Consider the following 17,241-nt stretch of genomic DNA (forward strand, 5'->3'; position numbering starts at 1 on the left):
ATGAGTAAAGACAAATACACGCAGCCCGAGTTTTCTCTTTCACTTCTTCACCCTCGTAACTGGGGCGTATGGCTTGGGTTTGGTCTGTTGGCCATCCTCGTCAATATTCTTCCTTATCGGCTGCTGCTTTCATTAGGTCGTTCACTCGGTAAACTTGGCATGCGCTACGGTAAAAAGCGTGTCCACGTTGCTCAACGTAACTTAGAATTGGCCTTTCCAGACAAAACACCTGAAGAGATTCAACATATTGTTGAAGAGAACTTCAAAAATACCGGTATGGCACTCATAGAAACCGGAATCACTTGGTTCTGGCCGACTTGGCGCTTTAAAAAACTTATCGTCGAGAAAGATCTCGGCGCACTGCGTGAAAAAGCCAAAGAAGGTAAAGGCGTCCTACTTTGTTGTGTCCACGCTCTTAATCTAGAGATCACTGCGCGTGCTTTCGCCGTGTTAGGCGTGGCCGGGTACGGCGCGTTTCGTCCGCATAATAATCCTGCTTATAACTTTATCCAGTATTGGGGACGGACACATAACGGTAATAAACTGATTGATCGTAAAGATGTGAAAAAGATGATTCGTGTATTACGCAGTGGTGAGCGTCTGTTCTATCTGCCGGATCACGATTACGGTCGCAAAAAATCTGTATTTGTGCCCTTCTTTGCCGTAGACGATGCGTGTACGACAACTGGTACAAGCATTCTGGCGTATACCTCAAAATGTGCGATCATCCCAGGCTCAGGGTTTCGCAATGGTGAAGGGAAATACGACATCATCGCCGATAAGTGCATTGAAGCCGACTATCCACAAAAAGACGAAGTCGCCGCTGCCGCTTATATGAACAAGTATGTGGAAGAGGTCATTCTGCGCGCTCCAGAGCAATGGATGTGGCTCCATAAACGCTACAAAACCATGCAAGATGAGCATGTCGAGAAAGGCATTCGCTATAAGTAAGTCGTCAAGGCGATAAATCCAAAAACAAAAAAAGGGCAGATGGATATCCATCTGCCCTTTTTACTTTTTCAGAAAAAATAACAAATTAAATGCCGTATTCCGAGCGATAGGCTTTAACTGCTTCCAAGTGCTCAGCAGCGTCACCTTTCTCTTCTAAGTAAGTCACAAGATCACCCAAACTTACAATTGAAATCACGGCACAACCAAAGTCACGCTCAACTTCTTGAATCGCAGAAAGCTCGCCCTTGCCCTTCTCTTGGCGGTCGATAGCAACCAGTACACCAGCAAGGTCTGCGCCATTTGCTTGAATGATTTCCATCGATTCACGAATCGCAGTACCTGCTGTGATTACGTCATCCACTAGCATGATTCGACCTTCAAGCGCAGAGCCTACAAGGTTACCGCCTTCGCCGTGATCTTTCGCTTCTTTACGGTTGAAGCAGTAAGGCGTGTCGATATCGTGGTGATCCGCCAGCGCGACTGCTGTTGTCGTCGCAATTGGGATACCTTTGTACGCCGGGCCAAACAGCACATCAAACTCAATGCCTGAATCTGCAAGCGCTGCTGCGTAAAAACGGCCTAGACGTGCGAGATCACGACCAGTATTGAAAAGACCAGCGTTAAAGAAGTACGGGCTTTTACGGCCAGATTTCAAAGTAAACTCACCAAACTTAAGAACTTCTTTCTCAAGTGCAAACTCAATAAACTCACGCTGGTATGCTTTCATGGATTTCTCTCAATTTTCTTTTCGTGTGGGGATCAGGTCCTAGGACCTAGTAATATGCAAAAAAATAGCTTCCTTTCGGGGAAGCTATTTAAATAAATCATTAATTTTCTAACGCTGCCTTCTGCGCTGCGACAATTTCCGTAATGCCGATTTTCGCCGACTCGAGCAATGCCATCAGCTGTTCGTGACTGAACGGTTCACCTTCTGCGGTGCCCTGAATTTCAATCATCTTACCTTCTTCTGTCATTACAACGTTCATGTCTGTGTCTGCCGCTGAATCTTCAACGTACTCAAGGTCACACAGAACATCATCGCCTAGCAAACCAACTGAAACTGCCGCTACGTGGCCTTTCATTGGATTCGCTTTTAGCTTACCGCTATCCACTAGGTGTTGGAACGCATCGGCCATTGCGACACTTGCGCCGCTGATAGATGCAGTACGCGTACCACCGTCAGCTTGGATAACGTCACAGTCAACGGTGATCATGAACTCACCCATGGCTTTTAGATCGACAACAGCACGTAGGCTTCGTGCAATAAGACGCTGAATTTCCATCGTACGGCCGCCTTGTTTGCCACTTGCTGCTTCACGACGAGTACGAGAATGTGTTGCTCGAGGTAGCATGCCGTATTCAGCTGTAACCCAGCCTTTACCTTGACCTTTTAGCCAACGTGGCACAGATTCTTCGACGGTCGCATTACACAACACTTTGGTGTTACCGAACTCAACTAGCACTGACCCTTCAGCGTAAGCTGTGTAGTTACGAGTAATTTTGATAGGGCGAACTTGATCCGCCTTGCGATCGTTTGGACGCATGGGCATCTACCTTAAATATGAGGAGAAGACGATTTGGTTGGGCGAAGATTATAACGGAATCGATTCCGGATTCATAGGTTACGCCGCTGGCACAACATAAACAATCCATACATCCCGCGCACCTATCGACGCAGCGTGATACACTCTTGAAGTAATTTTCAAAAAATGAAGACAGGAAAATTCGATGATTTACAGTATGACAGCGTATGCACGCAAAGAAGTAAAAGGCGACTGGGGTTCTGCGGTATGGGAAATCCGCAGCGTGAACCAGCGTTATTTAGAAACATACTTCCGCATGCCAGAACAATTTCGCGGATTAGAGCCCGTTTTACGCGAGCGTTTTCGCAAGCGCTTAGCGCGAGGCAAAGTGGAATGTAATCTGCGTTTTGAAGCAAACCCTGCCGCAAAAGGTGAGCTTAGCATCAATGAAGCGCTTGCTAGCCAGGTAATTAAAGCCGCTGAACAAGTCATGCACATGACTGGTGAACTGAGCCGAATCAATCCATTTCAAGTCATGCAATGGCCGGGGGTAATGGAAACGCCAGAGCAAGACATGGATGCGGTAAATAAAGTGCTACTAGAAGCGTTTGATGGCGCAATGGATGAATTTATTGAAGCGCGCGCTCGTGAAGGCGAGAACATGAAGGCGCTGATTGAGCAACGCCTAGAAGCGATCACATCAGAAGTTGTGAAAGTGCGCGCACGCATGCCAGAAATTTTAGAATGGCAACGTGAGCGACTATTCTCGAAGTTCGAAGACGCTAAAGTGGAACTGGATCCGTCTCGTATCGAGCAAGAGTTGATTTTGCTAGCGCAAAAATCGGATGTTGCTGAAGAGCTCGATCGCTTGGACTCTCACGTAAAAGAAACCACAAACATTCTGAAAAAAGGTGGCGCAGTGGGTCGTCGTCTGGACTTCATGATGCAAGAGTTCAACCGTGAATCGAACACGCTAGCGTCGAAATCTATCAGCACGGACATCACCGCATCGGGCGTTGAACTGAAAGTTCTGATTGAACAGATGCGTGAGCAGATCCAGAATATAGAATAGTATTTCTACCTGTTTCATAACGTCCCAAACATCAATATAAGCCACTGATTATGGTGGTTTTTTAATATCCATTGTTCCTATTTGTTTCACTGTGTTTTCTCTAGTATCATGCGAACTGATGACACATATGATGACAAAAACACCTGTGTCATCATTTCCCAATGATAAAGACAGCAAAGAAATTAGAACATGAACAATAAACAACTTGATGCCCTAATAAGAACAGGCGAAGACACCATGCTTGGCCTTGGTGATGGGCTCTATTTCCGTATCGCAAGGAAAAAGCCGTCTTGGGTTGTAAAATATATAATCGCTGGCAAAAGGGCTCAGATCGCCTTACCTCAAATCTACCCTTCTCTGTCTATCAGCGAAGCAAAACGACAAGCCCTAGATATTCGTCAAAAAACAAAACTCGGTATCGATCCTAAATCCGAAAGGAAGAAAGGTGAGTTTAAAGCGATTCACAATGTAGATGCTCTCTATGAGGACTGGTATCAAGCTTTCGCTGTTAAGCAACTAAAGCACCCGCATATCCCTGAACGATACTATAGAAAAGAGGTCAAGCAGCATATCGGGGTTATGACTATCAGCGATGTAACGCCACAACACATCCGATTAATCATTGAGCGTATTGTCGAGTCAGGCAGAAATAGCATTGCGAACAAAGTATTACTGTTTTTAAAACAGTTGTTTAATCATGCTATTAAACTGAACCTTACAACCTTTAATCCAGCACAAGCCTTTTCTCCTAAAGATGCTGGTGGCACAGAAGTAAGCAGAAATCGCTGCCTAAGAGTCGATGAAATCAACTATGCCTTTAGGGTTATGCGCAGCCAGAGCCCTTCATTTACAAGGGACAACTATCTTGCTTGTTGCCTGTTACTCTGTTTTGGTTGTCGCAAAGGGGAATTAATTAGCGCCAAATGGGAAGACATCGATTTATTAGGGAGAATCTGGCATTGCATTCCAAATAAACAACGGAGGAATGCTCAGGTGCAAAAAGTATCTATCCCTATCCCAGATGTTGCTGTGTCATGGCTTGAAGAACTTAAATACCGAGCCGGCGGTTCCGAGTACGTGTTTCCTGCACGAAAGAAGAGCAAGCGAGGATATATCTCTGATGACACTCTTAACCATGCCCTTCAAACGCTGATGGGAATAGACCCTAGTAGTAAGAAAACAGCTTATTCGAACCTGATGCCTGATATAGAGCCCTTTACTGTTCATGACTTACGCAGAACATGCAGAAGCTTACTTTCTCAGCTTGGAGTCAGTGAGCAAGTGGCTGAACGCTGTCTAAACCACAAGATACAAGGCGTTGTAGGGATTTATGACCGATACCATTATTTAGATGAGCGTAGAGAAGCTTTAAATAAACTTGCCAACTTTCTTGAGCCATTTTTAAAACCCACGCCACCAGCTACAACCAATGGCGTGATAAAAAACGTTGGTGACGACTTTTTAGATAGTTCGCAAAAGCCGACAATTGAACAGATTGCATAGGCTAAACACACAAATTTTATTGGTGATCAAGATCACAAATTAAAAGCTCAACGTTGAGCAATTTACAAGGGGAAGCGTTAGGATGCCCCCATTGGAACATACGGAAACTTTCTGTAACATCCAACAAATCAGTTTCCCCACCAAACTGAAACGCTACTGTAAGCACGAGGTAACCCCCCATGATTACAAGTAGCAACCTAACCGCAGGGTTTGACCGCATTATTAGAGAAGAGGAAAGAAAAGCTCTGACCTCAATCTCGCGGACACAAGCGTGGCGTTTAGAAAAACGTGGACTTTTTCCAAAGCGAGTAAAGCTTTGCGGTTCACACTCTGTAGGTTGGCGACTATCAGAGATTATGAATTGGATTGAAAGCAGAGGTGCAGATCATGAGTAATTATGATTTTGCTGCAACGGTTTCAGCTAATTCAATCAGAATTGTATCTAAACGAGAGCTAGCCGAAAGATTAGCAGTCAGTGAACGTACAATTCATCGAATGGTAGAGCGTCAGGAGATAAAACCACCACTAAGAACCCCAAAAGGGTATATCCGTGGATGGTTCGAGCAAGACATAAGCATGCTATTTTCCTAGACATCGTCAACTTACATAAAGGGCTTTCGAGCCCTTTTTCTTTTATTGAACGTGTCCTCATATGTCCTAAATTGACACTATTTGGTACTAGTTCTTTTCAAAAAACCGCTAACAAGCCCAATTCACGCCTAACATTTTAGTATGACGAAGGTGGGTTATTAATATAATTATATAGTGTTCATGTCTGATAAAGATCTAGTTATACATCCGTACTATAAGCATGTCGCCTACTACAACTACAAAGGCATGCAACAGCCTGTATTCTATTATCCTGAAGGGATTGATATTAAAGCTCTTCATCAAGCCTACAACCAATTGGATAATCTCTTTACTTATCACTCTCGGATAACCATCGTTTTAATCCAATTCCACCAAACGACTCAACTCCCCCACAACAAACATCTATCGAAGTTTATAGCGAGACTCAAGACGCTCTGTATCAAGCACTATAAAATTAGAGGTGATCGATTTGGCTACGCATGGGCGCGGGAAGAAGGGAAAGACGGTACAAATCAGCACTATCATATTGCCATTATGATTGATGGACACGTATGCCAAAAATCTTACCAAATAACCCAGCTAGCTAAACAGGCATGCAAGGATATTAGCCCTTTTTATTACATATATGCCCCTAAGCGAAATCTGTTTAAAGTTAAACGGACAGGGAGTGGCCGTATACTCAGAGCCGCCCGTATGAGAGCAAGCTATGCATACAAATACGCCTCTAAGGAGAAGGTTCCTGTTGGAGTGCGTCGATTCGGTTGCAGCTCGATAAAGCCAAAATCATCACTCTCTCATTTGTAAGCACAAGCAGCACACAATGCGATCTTTTTGTGATCTTTATGACGGAAAATATTGGTCAATAAATCAACTTCAGGCTTAGACACTGATGTCATTCCCTTATAGATTCGGATATTTGCATAAACAGTGTAATGCGCACATCACGACATCAACCAATTGAGAAGTGCCAAAACCAAATCACAAAACCGCGCTCCCTTCTCCACTTTGTGTCACTTTTCAATCAGGATTTCAGTTTTTATAACGAAGTGATAGATATGAACATCTTTGATTTCGGCTGGTGGCTGCGTACTAGCGATATGACAATGCCAGCCCCAGAGCGATAAGCTAATAATATCGCCATGATTAATCAAATTGCGGCAACCTTGGAAAAACAAGGGGGTTGCCCTTCCATTCTTGAGCAAAAATTAAACAACTTTGTGACCATTTTTATTTTACTTGCACCATAAAACAAGCCTGTTTAAGTGGCATTCAATAGCATTGTTATTCGCACCAATCTGATACCCCGTGCCACCAGCGACAGTGGAAACGAATGAATAGTGTAACCGGATAATAGTGTTTGATCTAAGTGAATAAAGTTTGTCAAAAGCTAATATAGTTTGATCATTTTTGATGTTTACAGTTGTTATGTCTGACTCGTTTTTGCCCCATTCCGTGCTGAAACCTATTGTTTACGTCAAGCCTAATATGCATCATTTGACTTAGTTTTCATTATGATTCTATAGTGCTGATTGTCGAATACTTGTTTAAGAAAAGGTCAACCTATGAGAGTACCGATAAAAGTAACCGAGCAAGGCGAGCACTACTTCGAGATCTCTGACGATTATCTAAAGGATCTCAATTGGTAGCAAGGTGACGAAATCATATGGACCGAAAATAAGGATGGTAGTTTTTCACTTATAAAGTCGAGCGATACCCCGCAGTAAACATCATTCTAGACAACGTGGGGTAATAATACATAGCTGCCGCCCAAATCGATTCAGATCAAATGTTTAGTTGATATATTCTAGCCAACCATGACTTCCCGCAAGAATCATTTATGATTGGGGCAGGGTCTAGGGCACACATTTGTCCAAGGCGATATCCTCCCTAAACGTACCGGCATAGTCGAGAAAGGAATTCGATGGCTCTTAAACCTAAACACACATTCAATAGTGCCCCAATTAAGGCTCAACGCATCTTCACCGACCGAGAGCTTCCGAGGGAGACATTCAGAAAGGCAATCCATAACTTTGACTCCACTGAGCATAGCGTCATTAATTTTTATGGTTTTGGCGGTATTGGCAAATCTCGATTGCTTAAAGAGCTCTCGAAAAGTGAATCTCTAACCAGTGACTGGTGCCATGTACGTATCGACATGGAAGACCCCGCTTATCAAGATTGCGCTTTTTGCCTCCGCTCATTGCGCCAAACCTTAGCCCAACAGTTTAAGCCCAAGCCGAGCTTTCGCTCCTTTGATTTTGCCTACCTGATCTATCTGCAAAAGGTAAACCCCGATATCACCATCAACGACCCTAGCCTAGAATATCTGCAAACCTCTGATCTGATGACGGACATCGCTCAAGCCATGGTCGAGACGCTAGAGGCGCTACCAGTTGCTAGCGTAGTGACTAAGCTAGCCGTATTGGGCAAAAAAGGCGTGAACGTCCTAGAGCGCTGGTGGAGTTCGGCGGGCAGCCGTATCTTCACAGAGCTACCAAGTCTAACTCCACAGCAAATCGCAGAGCGCCTGCCTATGATGCTGGCTGAAGACTTGAATGCTGCGTTAGATAAGGATGATGCACAAAAGCTGTGTGTCTTTATCGACTCATACGAGGCAATGTGGGACAACGCTTATCGTGAGGGGCACTTTTTTTCAGTCGATGAGTGGGTGCGTGAGTGGATTACCCATCATCCCAACGTGCTGTTTGTGATTGCTGGTCGAGACAAGCTGAGATGGTCAGAGTACCAGTCCGATTGGGCAGAGGTGTTGGATTCGCACATCCTCGAGTCACTCTCTGAAAACGATGCGCGCTATTTTTTGGAAAGCTGTGATATCCAAGATTCTGAAATCGTTGATGTTATCGTCGAGAACAGCAAGGGGGTTCCCTTTTACCTTGATGTCTCTGTTGATACCTATCAAAAAATTAAGTTCACTCTATTACGAACCCCAACGCCGGATGATTTTCAGGGCAAGACTCAGAGAGAGATCTTAGATAGATTTATCCGCTACCTAGACCGAGCGGAGAGTGCAACCCTGAAAGTACTGGCAAACTGTCGGCACTTCGATAGCCAACTTTTTCAATATATGATCCGGCAATACAATACCGGATACCCAGCTACCGAACTGGATAGGTTGACTCAGCACTCGTTTATCCAGACCTTGCCCGGACAGGCATTTTCGATCAATCCATTGATGAAGCGGGCCTTGCTCGACCATCAGTCTGATGAATCAAAAAACACCGCACTGACGTGCCTATTTTACTATTATGCCGACCAGATCAACGACATCAATGGTGAGGCTCAGCTAGGCTACAAAAACTTCATCGAAGCCCAGCACTACCTTGAAAGTGCGCAGATCTCGGAGAAAGACCGAGAGGACTTCCTGCACCTGAGCGGTAAGCTGTACCAACAGCAGTGTCGTATGGATGAGGCGCTATCCGTGTTTGAAGACCTTGCCGCTATCGGCAGCTCTCCAGAGACAATTGGGGAGGCGAAGGTGCAGATTGCTATGACGCTAAGGCAACATGGCCAGACGTCAAAAGCCCTTACCATCATCGATCCCCTCATTGAAGAGGCGCACCGTTCTCACCTTGAAATGATCCGCTGCCGCGCCATGACGCAACGTGGGCTTTGCTACCTTTCGTTAGGGTTAGAAACTCAAGACAGCGAGTATTTCCAAAAGAGCTATCAAGATTATCAAGAAGCACTGGTAATCGCCAAAGCGTTGGATAATACCGCTGAAACCATCTACATCAATCTATCAATGAGTACAGCGATGGAGTACCTAGGCCAGATCGATGAGTCGATTGAATTGCTACGCCAAACCAAGGCAATCGCAGCGCAAAATGATCTGCACCACTCCTACACCGATTGTCTAAATGGCCTTGCCCGTAAGCACTTGCTTAAGTGTGAGTATCAACAAGCCATTGAGCGAGCGGAGGAGGGGTTAGCATTGTGGCAGCGCAGTGGGTTCTACCGCGGCCAATTGGTAATGTATTGCCATATCTTAAATGCCCATGCGCAGCAACGTAGCGATATGAAGCACATCGAGAAAACACTCGCAAAGGCCGAGGAGGTATCTCTCCTCGTTACCGAGCAGGTGATCTGTGATATGTACGAGCAAGCTCGAAGCCATTGGGTAGATTCATTAGTTGCATCAGAGCTAACCCCCAGCTCTGATTAGAATGCCCATAAATTAGGTTTATAGAGTCAGAAGATAATACAGTTTGCAACGTTTCCTCTATCAGAGCGTTTGTCAGGGGTTATTTAACTGGCTATGGCAAACACACCTCTGCCCCAAAATCAGCTAGATCAAATACTCTACAAGATCTGTGTCGTTCATTTTACCCTACAAAAAGTTATCCGATATAATACAACTCAACACGATTTGGCCTTCATTATTATTTGACCTGTCAGGTTACCTATTTAATTGGTTAACCCCGTTCCTCTGGTTGAAGATAATAAATCACTGAAAATACGAGGTCTCCCGCGCTTGTATTACTTCCAATTGTTTGTAGTGTAACGTGGTTTGAGCATGAGACTACAGACTTGAATGAATGTAGCGATCAGATCGTAAGCTGTGGATTTAGTTCCATCGAGTTACGCAAAAAGCCGAAGTAGGTGTGAAATATTAAGTGCTCAGATTATGGTTTGAAGTATAAATATAAGGTTTTTGTAAAAGAGATAAACTCAATCTATACCCTTACGGAGATCTGATTGAAAAGAACCCCACTCACTAAGTGAATGGGGTTCTTTTTTACAGAAAACTAATAGGCTAATCCACATCGTGCCTATTACTCCCCTTCACTGGCCGTGACCGATTTCATAATTAGGCTCTTTACTCTACATCTGTTGCATAGTCTTTTTGACCAACTTCTCCTTATCAATAAATGAATACTATCGCATATAATTTAATCAAGTATATTTGATGCGATATTTCGACAGTAGATAAGTCAACCGGGACTTATTCATTAAGGATACATAAAAAACTTCTAAAAAATACAAAACAAATGGACTACAGGAATCATTATGAAACGACCTTTGGCGATATCCGTCGCCGCTACATCATTGCTCTTATCAGCATGTGGTGGCGGTGATTCAAATGACACCCCACCAACTACTGACACCGCACAAAACACCGCACCTACTATTGAGTTAGTCGGTGAATCGAACATCACAATTGGGTACAAAGACACTTTTGTCGATCCTGGCGCTACGGCACTAGACAAAGAAGATGGTAATTTAGACATCACGACAAAAGGTACAGTCCCACAAGAAATTGGCACATATACCCTGTCCTACGAGACCGTAGATTCACAAGGTGAAACCGCCAGTATAACCCGAACCGTCGAAGTCGTTGATAACGTTAAACCATCTATATCGCTAACCCATGCCGACATGACAATCGAAACTGGTTACCAATATTTAGAGCCAGGCTTCACTGCTAGCGATGAAATAGATGGCGAATTATCCGTCACTGTTGACTCCAATATCGACACTGACACCCCTGGCACTTATGCAGTAACTTATACCGCAACAGATAAAGCCAACAATACAACGACGACGAACCGAACGGTAACCGTCACGCCAAAACAAATCCTCCTTCAGATTAGCTCTTTCGGCTCTGGCTCGTTTGAATTGCTCAACTCAAGCGCCCAACTAGACTGTGAAGAACGCCTCTGTCAAACCTTCGTGGATTCAGGCACTAAACTTGACGTTAATGCTGTGCCTGAAAACGGATACACACTTGAACGCTGGAATTACTGTGACGACGTTTCTAACGACACATGTAGCATCACTGTGACAGAAGAGCGAGTAATCGACGCTTCCTTCATCTCAGAGCGTCCACTTGAACTCGCAAACAACGTTATTGAGCTAGACGAAGACACCATCCGAAACATTACAAGCTACGACGCTAATAGTGGACTCGTCATCTTCAACGCGAACGCGGATCTTTCCAACGTTAATATTGGCGACATCATCATCTCCAAAGGGATATTCATTGATACGGATGACCCAGACAACATTGAAATTTACTTTGCTAGACGTGTCACGGAAACCACTGGTGCGTCAGGCACCCCACGATTCGTCCAGACCTCGGAAGTTGCGCTTGATGAAATCATTGTTGACGGCACCATCTCCATTAGTAAATACCTAACACCCTACGATGTCGTCGCGCAAACACTACCCGACGGCTTCTCAATAGACTGGAAGGAAGTCAGAAAGAATGAACAAGGAACAACCGGAGACATTAGTGCAAAAAGCATCACTATCCCTCTTGAAGTCGAGGTTGAACTTAACCGAGACGTTGCTGTTGTCGGCAAAATGTCATTCACCATCAACCCAGACGTGAACCTGGATTTCAATCGAACAGATGGCTTAAATGAACTGCGGACCATCATTCAAACCAGCAGCACAGGCTCTTTAAGCGTGGTCATAAAAGGCGAAATTGAGCCTGTCGAGTTCAAAAAACAGATCGGCAAGACAATTTCGATGAAACCCATATTTGCTGGCCCAATCGTAATTATCCCTCGATTCAACCTCTTCTTTGACATTACGGCTAATTCTGAGGTCAAGGTAACCGCGACAGGCACCCTAGGCGCGTCAGTAACTGGTGGCGCTCACTACCTCAAAACCACAGGGTGGAAGCCGATTTCAGCCTCAAGCATCAATGCAAATCTTTCCACTCCCAATATAGAAGCAAAGGCCGCAGTTGAAGTTGGTCCAAGACTAAGCACCAAGCTCTACCTCTTCGGTGTCGCTGGCCCTGGATTAGATCTAAAGCTCATTGGCGGCAAGGAGATATTCCCTGTAACGACTGACAGCACAGGGGCATGCCTCTTCGATCACAACACCTATTTGGGCGGCGTGGCGAAGTTTACTGGCAACCTAGAACTGTTCACCAAACAATACGCGTATACAGCAAAACTTTTTGATTTCAAAAAGCTCATTAACTCTAAAGAAGTAGAGTGCCAAGTCCAACCCCCACTGACACCTCAAGACCTTTCAATAACAGATAAAGATGGACACTTACTAACACTCGGATGGACCTACCCCAATGATGAAACACTTGTCTCCTTCGATGTTTACAGAGATTTCGAACCAGTTGCACAAAATATCAAAGGCCTCACCTACACTGATACAGGCCTAGAAAGAGGCACGGAGTACTGCTACACAGTTGTTGCAGTGAACTCGAAAGGCGAGCGTTCGGAAGCGAGCGGAGCTGCCTGTGGCAAAACGTTAGACGTTGATACAGTCGCACCTGACATGCCAACAGGATTGATAGCCGAAGCTTCTTCAAGCAAGTCCATCAATCTAAGTTGGAACGCATCCATCGACGACAGCGGTATTGCTCCAAAATACGTCGTCTATCAATCCGGTCTCACCAATCCAATTCAGATTGTTAGTGGAACATCGACCGACGTCTTAGGATTACTATCAGACACGAATTACTGTTTTGAAGTCGCTGCAGTTGACCGTGATGGCAACCAATCTGAAAAATCATCTCAAGCATGCATCTCCACCCTAGCTCCGGAATTTGCTGTGTGGAATATGCAATTCGGATGTCAAAATAGACAACCCCTCGTCGACGTACCGGTTGAATTGAATATCTCACAAACAAGCAACGTATCCTTCGTAGGAAACACGAATGACTACGACGGAACGCCATTTGTGTTCTCAATTACGGGACTGTATGATCAAGCCTCAAACACCATAGATGGGAATGTCTCATCAGCATTCGGAACAAGGGTTCGTCAGGATTCATTTTTCGTTGACATCTCCACTGGAGACAGCGGCACCACGAACATGACGCTAGAAACAGCCGGATGGAGTGGATGCCTTGCTGCCGTACGTTTCTACAACAATGGCAACCCGGTAAAAGCCCAGCGAAGCCCTACTGTCAAAGTAACCAACGGATTGGATAACTTGTACAATGGTAAGTAAAAGAGAGATTAAGTCGAACACACCTTCGAAACCGGTATCAAAATTTACATCCAATCGTGATACCCACGCGATCAAGCAGAAGGGCGACGATTTTCTCTTTGCTAAACTCTGGCAACCCTACCTTGTGTATTTTGCACTTATCGCGGTTGGCTTTGTTGGCTTTCTCCATTCACTCTCCCCTTTCGGGGGAGTGAATCTGGAATATGCAATACTATTCGCCATCGTTTTGTTTACAGGACTCGCCTTTATCTTTGAGGAGCATGACTACCTGCTCAGAAAGGCCGACTTGAAACTCTTTGACATAGAAAGACGGTTCTACTTTCGTAAGTCAGTTCGTCCACTGAATCACTTCACACCAATTCGGGTGCAAGTAATCCGAAAAAGAGTGATCCATACGACCGAAATAAAAAGGTATAGCTCTTTCGAGGTCAATCTGGTGAGCGATGAGGGTAAACAGATAACAGTCCTCAACTTCGGTAAATTGGACTCAGCAGTAAACAGCGCCAACAGGATAGGCAATCACTATAACCTGAAAGTCGAAATCAGCGAGAAGGTCTACGACGAGTAGGCTGCTGTACTAGGCAGGCAAAGTGTTTTAATGCTCATTAAAAAGACCTCTCAGCGGAGGTCTTTTTTTTGGGGGGGGGCGACCCACATCCTGGACGATGCACGAACTCAACCGACATTTTACTCTTGAAGCGACGCCTCAACAATCAAATTAAAACTGCTGAACTACGCTTCCTTTCTTCCCTGAAGCACCATAGCTCTAATCAAGTACCAATTGATGACGACAAAAAAGAAAGAGGATACACCTAAAATAAGCCCAGAAATGATGTCCTGAGAACCCAAAGCGCTGAACAAAGCGAATTCTATAGCGAACACAAAGGCCCCCAACCAACTGTAGAATGTGACTCAGGCTTCTCATGCCAAGGCGTAAAGTGGAAGAACCAATAAAATCGCGGAAGCAATACCAGAAAGCACGCGCGTAAACACCGAAAAACCATACGATAAAGCCACACGCAAAAGCTTGCAACGTAAGTTGGTATAAAATCTTTAGTGTGCACGCCAGTAATTTTTCTGGTGCGATGTTACTCATCGCACTAGCTCTTCAAAAGTAAATTTGCCATACCTGTATTTATTGATGGCTTGCTAATTTAGCAAAGTCGCTGACAAGCTTTTGTCCGTGCGACGTGAAGTCGCATGAAGCGCTGTTCACCGCGATAAGAGTGAACCGTTTGTATCACCAGACGACCCTAAGGCTCTGAATAAAGCAGCGAGCCTGACAATGTAACGAAGTTTGGCACTGTGCCAAACGGGAGCAGAACCGTGAGGGAATGCTCCTCCTGATAACCACGAATTGGGTGAGTGCTAGGGAATCAGTATGATGAACGAAAGTGAATCCATGTAAGGTGCGTTATACGTGAAGCAGCGGAAGTGGTTAATACGCTGTGGCCAAACGGCGATGGGAGTAGGAAAGAGGTTGGACAATACTCTTTCGTGATCGATAGGCTCCTCGCACTATAGTGGGCATCTACCCTGATATTGCGCGACATGCGGAACACGGTAAGCCAGTATCGTTCCTTCGGGAAAGCTGTCTGTGAAGAGAGCCGATAGCGGTGCTGGTAAAGGAGGTTGGAAAAAGCGAATGCTGCATTGTAATGATGCAGATACAAACGGATGTTTGACACGAAAGTGTGCCCACTTCCAACTGGTCTCCCATTGCAAGATGATTTGGAAAACTTTATTTAAGAAGGAACGCAGATGATCTCTTCTCATGAAGTGAGTGCCCCTTCTGGCAGCGCCCAATGGCAATCCATCGACTGGAAAGCGGTTGAGCGCCATGTGTTAAGGCTCCAGATGCGCATTGCAAAAGCAATCCGAGAAGGTAAACACGGTAAGGCGAAAGCACTACAGTGGATACTGACTCACTCGAAAGCAGCAAAACTTCTCGCTGTTCGTCGAGTATCACAAAACAAAGGCAGTAAAACGCCAGGAATTGACGGCGACATCTGGAACACCGATGCACGTCGAATGGCGGCAGTCAGCTTACTGATCAGAAAAGGCTATCGAGCTAAACCGCTCAGAAGAATCTATATCCCGAAGAAAAACGGCAAACTTAGACCATTAGGTATCCCGTGTATGATAGACCGAGCGCAACAAGCGTTACATCTTCTAGCACTAGAACCTATATCGGAAACAATTGCCGACCCTAACAGCTATGGCTTTAGACCTAACCGAAGCGCAGCCGATGCAATACAGCAGTGCTTCAAATGCCTGTGCAAAAAGGGAGCAGCACAATGGGTTCTTGAGGGGGATATCAAAGCTTGTTTCGACAAGATAGGTCACCAGTGGCTACTTGATAATGTACCGACAGACAAAAGGATGCTCAAGCAATGGCTGGAATGTGGTTATATAGACAAAGGGCTATTCTACAAAACGGCAGAGGGAACACCACAAGGAGGGATAATTTCACCCACCCTGATGTTGCTCACTCTTGTCGGACTAGAAAAGTTAATTAAGTCTATCGCTCGCAAGACAGGCAGCAGAGTAAACTTTATAGGTTATGCTGACGACTTTGTTATCACGGGGTCTTCAAAGGAAGTCCTAGTGAATGACATTAAGCCGCAACTGATGGCTTTCTTACAAGAAAGAGGTTTAGCGCTTTCTGAAGAGAAAACGCACGTTACTCATATCAATGATGGTTTTGACTTTCTTGGTTTCAACGCCAGAAAGTACAAAGGGAAACTGCTCATTAAACCGAGCAAATCCAACGTATTATCATTCTTACGAAACATGCGTGACCTCATTAGAAAACACGCAACAATCCCAGTAGCCGATCTCATTAAGATGATGAATCCAAAGCTACGAGGATGGGCGAATTACTATCGCCACTGTGTTGCTAAACAAACCTTCGGCTATGTTGGTCATCAGATGTTTCTAGCGTTATGGCGATGGTCAGTCAGGCGTCACCCAAACAAGGGACGTAAATGGATCGCACACAAGTACTTTCTAAACTATCAAGGGCAATGGATTTTCCATGGCTGGTTTAAAAAGGATGGACTGTATGGCGTGATCCGACTGTTTCAAATTGGTCAAGTGCCAATCAAGCGACATGTAAAAATCATGAGTCAAGCGACCCTGTTCGATCCTTTTTGGGAAGGTTTTCTCAATGAACGTAAGGTGAAAAATACAGGTCGTAACTCATGGTTTGATCCTGTCGCCACTGCTTTGTGAGTTGCTGGGTAACAATAACGCCTTAGTGGAGGCTTGAGCCGTATGCAGTGAAAGTTGCACGTACGGTTCTTAGGAGGGCGGCATCTGGTAACAGGTGTCGCCTATCCGACAAAGCTGTGCTGACGGGGCATGTAACACGAAATTGCCCCAAAGCTACTTAGAGTAGATACTCTTCAATAAACGAACGTGCTCAGATTGACCTGCGTTTCCTAATGTAAGATGCTGATAAAACTGACTCCAACTCGTCAGTGTGTGAGTCTAATTATTCATACAGTAGTGACACTTGAAGACTCCGATGCTAATTCATAAATCTAGTTCGAGTCATGCTTGGATTGAGAGCAATCGATAGTTTAAGTAATAGCTCGCAATCAAAAGAGTAAACGTAAAAGTGCAAGGCAAAATAGATATGAATAACAAGCTAAT

The 17,241-nt window shown here is 44.8% G+C and carries 11 protein-coding genes; 9 read left to right on the forward strand and 2 right to left on the reverse strand.

Features of this window, described 5'->3' with window-relative positions:
• Positions 1 to 951 carry a Kdo(2)-lipid IV(A) acyltransferase gene (locus OO778_RS15530; RefSeq protein ID WP_012841196.1) on the forward strand — a complete coding sequence of 317 codons (951 nt, stop codon included), beginning with the start codon at positions 1 to 3 and terminating at the stop codon, positions 949 to 951.
• Positions 952 to 1,036: 85 nt separating this feature from the next.
• Here OO778_RS15530 and pyrE read toward each other — a convergent pair whose 3' ends face one another.
• Positions 1,037 to 1,678, reverse strand: coding sequence for an orotate phosphoribosyltransferase (gene pyrE / locus OO778_RS15535; RefSeq protein ID WP_005395770.1), 642 nt, complete (start codon positions 1,676 to 1,678; stop codon positions 1,037 to 1,039).
• Positions 1,679 to 1,778: 100 nt separating this feature from the next.
• The gene (gene rph / locus OO778_RS15540) at positions 1,779 to 2,495 is read right to left on the reverse strand and encodes a ribonuclease PH (RefSeq protein ID WP_046874111.1); all 717 of its coding nucleotides are present in this window, start codon (positions 2,493 to 2,495) and stop codon (positions 1,779 to 1,781) included.
• Between the two features lie 184 nt (positions 2,496 to 2,679).
• Between rph and OO778_RS15545 the strand changes: the two genes are divergently transcribed.
• From OO778_RS15545 to ltrA, 8 genes are all read left to right on the forward strand, one after another.
• The gene (locus tag OO778_RS15545; RefSeq protein ID WP_005379378.1) at positions 2,680 to 3,546 is read left to right on the forward strand and encodes a YicC/YloC family endoribonuclease; all 867 of its coding nucleotides are present in this window, start codon (positions 2,680 to 2,682) and stop codon (positions 3,544 to 3,546) included.
• 189 nt (positions 3,547 to 3,735) lie between these two features.
• Entirely contained in the window at positions 3,736 to 5,049 is a 1,314-nt protein-coding gene (locus tag OO778_RS15550; RefSeq protein WP_264910306.1) for a site-specific integrase, read from the forward strand.
• Positions 5,050 to 5,228: 179 nt separating this feature from the next.
• The gene (locus OO778_RS15555) at positions 5,229 to 5,444 is read left to right on the forward strand and encodes an AlpA family phage regulatory protein (RefSeq protein WP_104968970.1); all 216 of its coding nucleotides are present in this window, start codon (positions 5,229 to 5,231) and stop codon (positions 5,442 to 5,444) included.
• Between the two features lie 376 nt (positions 5,445 to 5,820).
• A complete protein-coding gene (locus OO778_RS15560; protein ID WP_258512551.1) occupies positions 5,821 to 6,444 on the forward strand; it encodes an inovirus Gp2 family protein in 624 nt (207 codons plus the stop codon).
• Between the two features lie 1,117 nt (positions 6,445 to 7,561).
• Positions 7,562 to 9,823 (forward strand): tetratricopeptide repeat protein, encoded by a 2,262-nt coding sequence (locus OO778_RS15565; RefSeq protein WP_264910309.1) that lies wholly within the window; start codon positions 7,562 to 7,564, stop codon positions 9,821 to 9,823.
• A gap of 845 nt (positions 9,824 to 10,668) precedes the next feature.
• A complete protein-coding gene (locus OO778_RS15570; protein ID WP_264910311.1) occupies positions 10,669 to 13,584 on the forward strand; it encodes an immunoglobulin-like domain-containing protein in 2,916 nt (971 codons plus the stop codon).
• On the forward strand, positions 13,574 to 14,152 hold the full coding sequence (locus OO778_RS15575; protein ID WP_264910313.1) for a hypothetical protein: 579 nt from the start codon (positions 13,574 to 13,576) through the stop codon (positions 14,150 to 14,152). The genes OO778_RS15570 and OO778_RS15575 overlap by 11 nt, the downstream gene beginning before the upstream one ends.
• A gap of 1,193 nt (positions 14,153 to 15,345) precedes the next feature.
• Positions 15,346 to 16,818 carry a group II intron reverse transcriptase/maturase gene (gene ltrA / locus OO778_RS15580; protein WP_264909311.1) on the forward strand — a complete coding sequence of 491 codons (1,473 nt, stop codon included), beginning with the start codon at positions 15,346 to 15,348 and terminating at the stop codon, positions 16,816 to 16,818.
• Positions 16,819 to 17,241: the final 423 nt, after the last annotated feature.

Origin of the sequence: Vibrio sp. STUT-A16 (genome assembly GCF_026000495.1) — a bacterium.
Classification (GTDB): Bacteria; Pseudomonadota; Gammaproteobacteria; order Enterobacterales; family Vibrionaceae; genus Vibrio; species Vibrio diabolicus.

Coding starts and splice junctions, on each gene's coding strand:
- OO778_RS15530 (WP_012841196.1), top strand. CDS start 1: ATGAGTAAAGACAAATACACGCAGCCCGAGTTTTCTCTTTCACTTCTT.
- pyrE (WP_005395770.1), bottom strand. CDS start 1,678: ATGAAAGCATACCAGCGTGAGTTTATTGAGTTTGCACTTGAGAAAGAA.
- rph (WP_046874111.1), bottom strand. CDS start 2,495: ATGCGTCCAAACGATCGCAAGGCGGATCAAGTTCGCCCTATCAAAATT.
- OO778_RS15545 (WP_005379378.1), top strand. CDS start 2,680: ATGATTTACAGTATGACAGCGTATGCACGCAAAGAAGTAAAAGGCGAC.
- OO778_RS15550 (WP_264910306.1), top strand. CDS start 3,736: ATGAACAATAAACAACTTGATGCCCTAATAAGAACAGGCGAAGACACC.
- OO778_RS15555 (WP_104968970.1), top strand. CDS start 5,229: ATGATTACAAGTAGCAACCTAACCGCAGGGTTTGACCGCATTATTAGA.
- OO778_RS15560 (WP_258512551.1), top strand. CDS start 5,821: ATGTCTGATAAAGATCTAGTTATACATCCGTACTATAAGCATGTCGCC.
- OO778_RS15565 (WP_264910309.1), top strand. CDS start 7,562: ATGGCTCTTAAACCTAAACACACATTCAATAGTGCCCCAATTAAGGCT.
- OO778_RS15570 (WP_264910311.1), top strand. CDS start 10,669: ATGAAACGACCTTTGGCGATATCCGTCGCCGCTACATCATTGCTCTTA.
- OO778_RS15575 (WP_264910313.1), top strand. CDS start 13,574: ATGGTAAGTAAAAGAGAGATTAAGTCGAACACACCTTCGAAACCGGTA.
- ltrA (WP_264909311.1), top strand. CDS start 15,346: ATGATCTCTTCTCATGAAGTGAGTGCCCCTTCTGGCAGCGCCCAATGG.